Below are 5,776 nucleotides of genomic sequence, written 5' to 3'. Positions count from 1 at the left end.
CCTAGCACCAGCGCCTGATCGATGGCAACAATACGTTGCTGCCGCCAGGCGCGAGTGTGGGTGATGCCGGGCACCGCAGCCAGTGTGTCCAATCCGCCCGCGATGCTCTGTGATGTCACTACGATCACTTGCGGATCGGCAGCAATCATCGATTCACCGCCATAGGGACGATATTGAGGGTGGGTAGCCACATTTTGTCCCCCCGCCAGCGCAATCATGCCATCGGCGACCGTTTCTTTACCCGCCACCATGGCACCGTTGCCCGCGATGCTAAGCAGAAATAGCACCTTTACCGGCGTTTTTTGTGCGGCGGTTCGCTGCTGGACTCTTTGAAGATCCGCGCTAATCTGTGCGATGAGCGCTTCTCCCTGCTCGACGTTTTGTAATAGGCTTGACGCCTGGCGTATTGTACTCAGTAGTTGCTGCGGCGTGCTGGGCGTGCGCTGAAACAGCGAGACCTGAACGCCCGCCTGACGCAACTGATCCAGCGCAGCCTGCGGCTGGGCGTCCTGCCAGGTCATCACCAGCGAGGGCTGCAAAGACAACATGCCGTCCACGTTGAGCTGCTGCCAGTGGCTGACCTTGGCAAGCGTTTGTGTCTCGGGAGGGTAGGTGGTGGTTTGATCCACCCCGACCACTGCGCTGCCGCTCCCTACGGCATAGACGATTTCTGCCAATGATCCACCAGCAACCACGATGCGTGCTGGAGTCCCCTGTGCGGGCAGGCTACATGCCAGACAACCGATAAACAGCGCAGATATCACCCTTAACATGTCATTTCCCTCAGAATGCCATGGAGGCGCCAATCACCGTGCTGAACCCGGAGGCCGGAATGCCTTCATGCGCGGTGGTGTAGCGTTTGTCCAGCAGGTTGTTCAGCGCCCAGTTCACCTGATACTGGTCATCCTTGCCAAAGGTGGCGGTAAACGCCAGATTGGCGGTTGCCCAGCCAGCATGCTGAGTTTCCCGATCGGCGGTACTGTCTTTGGCGCGCGTTGCGGCACGCAGGAAGGCATCAGACTCGAGTGAGAACCGGTTAAACAGGGTGACATGCTTCACGCCAAAACGCCCGGTCACTGTGGGTTCGCCGGTGTCAAAGGTGCTGCGGTTTTCCAATTCCAACTCGCGGCGAATCACATTTCCGGTGACATAAGGGGATACCGTCCAGCCAAGGTATTCCGCATGCAGTTCCAGTCCGTAGGTTTTCGCACGGTTGGCGTTAGCATAATAGCGGCTGCTGGCATCGGTGCTGCCAGTGCAGGCGGTACTGCCCGCACAGTTGAGCGTGGTGATGTAATCTTTAGCGCGTGAGTGATAGACCGCACCGTCCAGCAACCAGTCTGCGTTTTTATAGCGAGCGCCCAGTTCATAGTTGTCCGAACGCTCCGCTTTCAGGTTCGGATTACCGTAGGTGGTACCGCCGCCCGCGCTGGTGTCATAGAACTTATGCGTCAAGGTTGGGTATACATAACCCTGCGCGTATGAGGCACGTAGCTGTGTATTGGTAAAGCCCGAATAGCGCAGCGTGGTGGCGGTCACGGTGGTGCTATCGTGTTCGCGTTGGCTGGCTTTGGCGCTGTTTAGTACTTCTGTTCCGTTTGCTGAAGGTACTGGAAGGCCTGAACGAGTCACCGTACTGTTACTGGTACTGCCATAAGAGAGTGATTCAACCCAATATTGGCGTGCGCCTAGCGTCCAGGTCCAGTCTGGTGCAACCTTCCACTCATCCTGTGCAAACAGTGACCAGTGTGTTTGTTGCCAGTGGGCGTCAGAAGTGGTGTTGGGTGTGATATTGATATTCAGTGGCCCAAGAAGCTTATTAATGTTCACGTTGGTTGACGCGATTTGTTTAACGTCGTCGCGTGACCACTGCCCGCCGATAATTAACAGGTGATTATCCCAAGGTGTTAGATCGGTTTGTAGCGTGATGCCATCGCTAATTTGCTTGTCGTTGGTGCCGGTTTTTAGCGTCATCACCGAGTCAGTTAACGTCCAGTTTTTATAACTGAAGTCAACGCCGCTCTGCACCAAATCGTTGCGGAACTCCCGTTTGATATTTTGTCGGTAAGCATCCAGATGCACTTTTTTCAGCAGACTATTGCCGACATTCCAGTCGTAGAACAGACCGATTTTATCGCGTTCCAAATTGGGAATACGCACGCTGAAGCTGTCATAGTCGGTGGAATTGTTGTAGGTCTGGGTGCTGACTTTATATCGGTCCAACGACAGCCCGAACTTATGGTCTCCGAGGCGATAGCCTAGCCAGGCGGATTGGCTGTTGTTACGAAAATCGGTACCGGGCAGGCGACCATCTGGGGTACTGCGATTGCCCTGATCGCTGTAGCTGCCGCTGAGGCGATACTCGAAATCCCCCAGTGAGCCATACGCGATCGCCGATTGTTGCCAGCCTGCGGTCGCGCTGTCATACATCACCTTGATTTTGCCACCAATGGGGGAGTCTCCGCCTTTGCGGGTGATAAAATTGATAATCCCACCAATAGCCTGCGAGCCATACAGCACCGAGTGTGGCCCTTTTACCACTTCCACGCGCTCAACATAAGAAGGGTCGATCAGCAGGCCAAGACTGTAGTTGGGTCCGGCACGCTGATAGGTCACTTCTTGCCCATCAATAAGCACCAACACGCGCGAGGCTTCTTCGCCGCGAATACGGATCTGTTTACGCCCGGCCAACGAGCTGTCGACAATATCCACCCCGGGGATATCCCGCAGCGCTTCCGCCATCTGATCGCCGGTAAATCGGCTCAGTTTTTCACTGTCGATAACCTGCATGCTGACCGGGCTTTCCCACAGATTCTGTTCGGTACGCCCGGCGCTGATGACCGTGATTTCATCTTCCTGTCCGGCAGCCAGTGAGGTATTGCCATAAATAAGCGGCAGTAAACATACCGCGGTGTGCGTCATGATTTTTTTCATCTGTTATCCCTGAAAGACAAACAATTCTCATTTGCATTGCGAATTGTTGTATTTCAAATGAAACATTTGATCAAAATATTTTTATGTTTGTGTGATGCGTGTCATGAATTATTTTTAATAAACACTTGATTTTTGTGTATTAAATTAAATTAAGCAAACTTAATGAAGTGATGGTGTTTATCATTGATGTAACAATTTTATTAACCTGAATTTTCAATATATTGGTTTTATTCATTATTTTAACGTTGTCGCTAACGGCATTTTTTACAAAAAAGCGAAAAATGCGTTAATGCAGCCACGCGTCCAAATCTGCGTTTCCGTTTGGTCTGCAATTCGCGTGTGGGCGTGTTGCTAAATACAAATAGTTATCATCTAATCTTTTCACCGTTGTAGAAGTGGAAAGGATGAAAGAAGAGATGAACATTGATTTAACGCCGTATTACGCTCAGCCCGGCGAGCAACCGTTCGCCGCACGGCGTATGGCGATGCCCTGGCGTAATCATGTACCGCTTTCTCCAGAGCAAATTGCCGCAAGCTGGCAAACGCTGCGCCAGCAGACGGTGTCAGCGCGTAAGCGTCTGCTCTATCTCCACATTCCTTTCTGTGCCACGCACTGCACCTTTTGCGGCTTCTATCAGAACAAGTTGCGTGATGACAGCACCGCCGCCTATACCCGCTACCTGCTACAGGAACTGGCGCTGGAAGCGGAAAGCACGCTGCATCAGTCCGCGCCCATTCATGCGGTCTATTTTGGCGGCGGTACGCCGACGGCGCTGTCAGCGGATGAGTTATCGCAGATTATTCGTGCTATCCGCACGTCTTTACCGCTGGCACCCGACTGCGAGATAACCGTTGAAGGCCGCAGCGCCGGGTTTGATGACGAACGCATTGATGCCTGTCTGGAGGCGGGAGCAAACCGCTTCTCTATCGGTGTTCAAACCTTTGATAGCCGCATACGCCAACGCATGGCGCGCTTGTTTGACAGGCAGCAGCTTATCCACTTTTTGGAAAACCTGTGTAGCCGCGACAAGGCTGCCGTGGTGTGTGATTTGATGTTCGGTTTGCCGGGACAAACGGCGGAAAGCTGGCGCGAAGATTTAGCGATTGTCAGCGATCTGCCGCTGGACGGTGTCGATCTTTATGCGTTGAACCTGTTACCGACCACCCCGCTGGCAAAAGCGGCAGAGAACCAGCGTGTGACACTGCCGGAAGTGATGGAGCGCCGTGATTTTTATCACACCGGGGCTGACTTTCTGGCGAATGCGGGCTGGCATCAGTTGAGCAACAGCCACTGGGCAAAAACCACCCGGGAACGCAATCTCTACAATCTGCTTATTAAACAAGGTGCTGACTGCCTGGCAATGGGGAGCGGCGCGGGCGGTAACGTCAACGGGCAGGCGTACATGATGGAGCGTGATTTGGAACGCTACTACGCGAAGCTGGATAACGGTGAGAAACCGATCGCGATGATGACGCCTGCCAGTAAAGCCGGTGCCTGGCAGCACCGCTTGCAAGCCGGTATTGAAGTGGGACGTGTCGCTCTGCCGCTGCTCACTGCGCAGGCGGATGCGCTGACACCGTTGCTGCGTCAATGGCATGAAGCCGGGTTAACCCGCGATGCGTCAACCTGCCTGCGGTTGACCAATGATGGCCGTTTCTGGGCAAATAATATGATGCAGGCGTTACAACAACTCATCCCTCAGCTCAATGCTGGGGAACCATTGCCTCATTAAGGGAAGAAGATAATGACATTACAAGAATTATTGGCGACAAATCCAGATGGCACCTTAGAGGCGATCGCGGAACAATATCAGACTAGCCTGTTTGCGGTCACTGAAGCATTGCCGGAAGCGCAGCGCACGCTGGTCGCGGGGGAACAGTTCGATCGCGTGTGGGATACCATGACCCAATGGGGTGAAGTGACGCTTATCAGTCATACGGCGGATGCCATTCTGGAATTCAAAAGCGTATTGCCGACCGGGACGCATCGCCACGGCTATTTTAACCTGCGCGGCAAAAATGGACTGAGCGGTCACATCCGCGCTACTCGCTGCCAGCACATTGCGCTTATCGAGCGTAAGTTTATGGGGATGGATACCGCTTCCGTGGTGTTTTTCAATGCGGCAGGTGATGCCATGTTCAAAATCTTCCTTGGTCGCGACGATCATCGCCAACTGCTGGCACATCAGGTTATCGCCTTCCGTTTGCTGGCGGATGAACTGCGGGCGGTGGCAGCGTGACGCCCTGGTTGCTGTTCGGTGCGGGCAGCGGCGTTGGCGCGTGCCTGCTGCAACGCGCACTGGCGTGCAACCAGTCGGTCATTCTGGTGTTGCGCGACAGTGAACAGGCCCGACAGTGGCGTGAGCAGGGCGTCACCGTGGTAGAAGGCGATGCCTGCGAACCCGCGGTGGTTGCCCAAGCCTGCCAAACGGCAGGACCGGATGCGGTCATTGTCTCCACGTTGGGCGGCGGTGCGGTGAACTATCTGGGGCACCGGGCGCTCATTGATGGCGCAGAACAGGCTGGCCTGAAGCGCATGCTGCTGGTGACCTCACTGGGATGCGGTGACGGTTGGATGTTGCTTTCCGCGCGAGCGAAAGCCGCCTTTGGTCTGGCGGTGAGAGAGAAGTCGCTGGCGGAATGCTGGTTACAAAGCAGTTCGCTCGATTACGCTATCGTTCGTCCTGGCGGACTGCTGGATGTGGTGGCAACGCATAACGGCCAACTGACGCAAGGGCCCGCAACGTTGGGGCTTATCTCACGCCAGGATGTGGCATTCGCGTTGGAGAAACTGCTGCTGCAACCAGTATTTGGCAATCAAATCTACAACCTGATCGATCCC

5 protein-coding genes are annotated in these 5,776 nt (G+C 54.4%); 3 read left to right on the top strand and 2 right to left on the bottom strand.

Annotated features, from left to right (window positions below; all coding sequences use genetic code 11):
- Both J5224_RS23055 and J5224_RS23050 read right to left on the bottom strand, forming a co-directional pair.
- The coding region (locus J5224_RS23055; RefSeq protein ID WP_264627577.1) for a heme/hemin ABC transporter substrate-binding protein at positions 1-773 on the bottom strand (773 nt) is incomplete at its 3' end.
- Between the two features lie 10 nt (positions 774-783).
- Positions 784-2,934 carry a TonB-dependent receptor plug domain-containing protein gene (locus J5224_RS23050; RefSeq protein WP_264627576.1) on the bottom strand — a complete coding sequence of 717 codons (2,151 nt, stop codon included), beginning with the start codon at positions 2,932-2,934 and terminating at the stop codon, positions 784-786.
- Between the two features lie 416 nt (positions 2,935-3,350).
- Here J5224_RS23050 and hutW point away from each other — a divergent pair, with 416 nt between their 5' ends.
- The 3 genes from hutW to J5224_RS23035 form a co-directional block, all read left to right on the top strand.
- Entirely contained in the window at positions 3,351-4,667 is a 1,317-nt protein-coding gene (gene hutW / locus J5224_RS23045; protein ID WP_264627575.1) for a heme anaerobic degradation radical SAM methyltransferase ChuW/HutW, read from the top strand.
- A 12-nt stretch (positions 4,668-4,679) separates the two neighbouring features.
- Entirely contained in the window at positions 4,680-5,174 is a 495-nt protein-coding gene (hutX, locus tag J5224_RS23040; protein WP_264627574.1) for a heme utilization cystosolic carrier protein HutX, read from the top strand.
- On the top strand, positions 5,171-5,776 hold a 606-nt coding region (locus J5224_RS23035; protein WP_264627573.1), incomplete at its 3' end, for an SDR family oxidoreductase. The genes hutX and J5224_RS23035, both read left to right, overlap by 4 nt.

Source organism: Candidatus Symbiopectobacterium sp. NZEC135, from assembly GCF_025962695.1.
This window is presented reverse-complemented; position numbering and strand designations above follow the sequence as displayed.